Annotated in this window: 1 protein-coding gene; it reads left to right on the top strand. The window is 48.9% G+C overall.

The genetic code is table 11. From position 1 onward, the window contains the following. On the top strand, window positions 1–616 hold a 616-nt coding region (locus tag R7Q48_RS28700; RefSeq protein ID WP_318133739.1), incomplete at both ends, for an aminopeptidase P family N-terminal domain-containing protein.

Raw genomic sequence — 616 nt, 5'->3', positions numbered from 1 at the left:
AACTCAACAAGGCGGTGGATTGTGGACAGATGGTCGCTACTACAATCAAGCAGAAGAACAATTGCATGGCACAGGGTTAGACCTTTTCAAAGCGCGTCAGCCGGAAACCCCCACCATTCCTAAATGGCTTGCGAGTACGCTCGACGAAAACAGCGCGATTGCCGTGGATGGACACTCGATCAGCTACGCATTTTACCAAGAACTTAAACAAGCGCTTGAGCCAAAGAACATCGAGATTGTTCTCGACCTCGATCTGATAACGCCAATCTGGACTGATCGCCCGAGCAGACCGAGCGCAGAAATTTTTGACCATCCGGTTGCGTTTTCTGGTGTAGAAGCCAAACAAAAACTCGCAGATATTCGTAAATGGCTCAATGAAAACCATGCGGACTGTTTATTGGTTTCAACCCTTGACGATGTGATGTGGACACTGAATATTCGTGGCGGTGACACGCTTTACTGCCCGGTTTCAGAATCCTACCTTATTGTCGAGCGAGACCGCGCGACGGCGTTCATCGATAAACAAAAGTTACCAGCCGAGATAGAGAAGAAGCTGACTGCGCAAGGTGTGAGCGTTCGTCACTACGAGTACGTCAGCCAGTATTTGAATCAGCAA

The sequence above is a fragment of the Vibrio sp. 378 genome (assembly GCF_033339435.1).
Note: the sequence above shows the minus strand (reverse complement) of the source record. Positions and strands in the feature narration are given on the sequence as shown.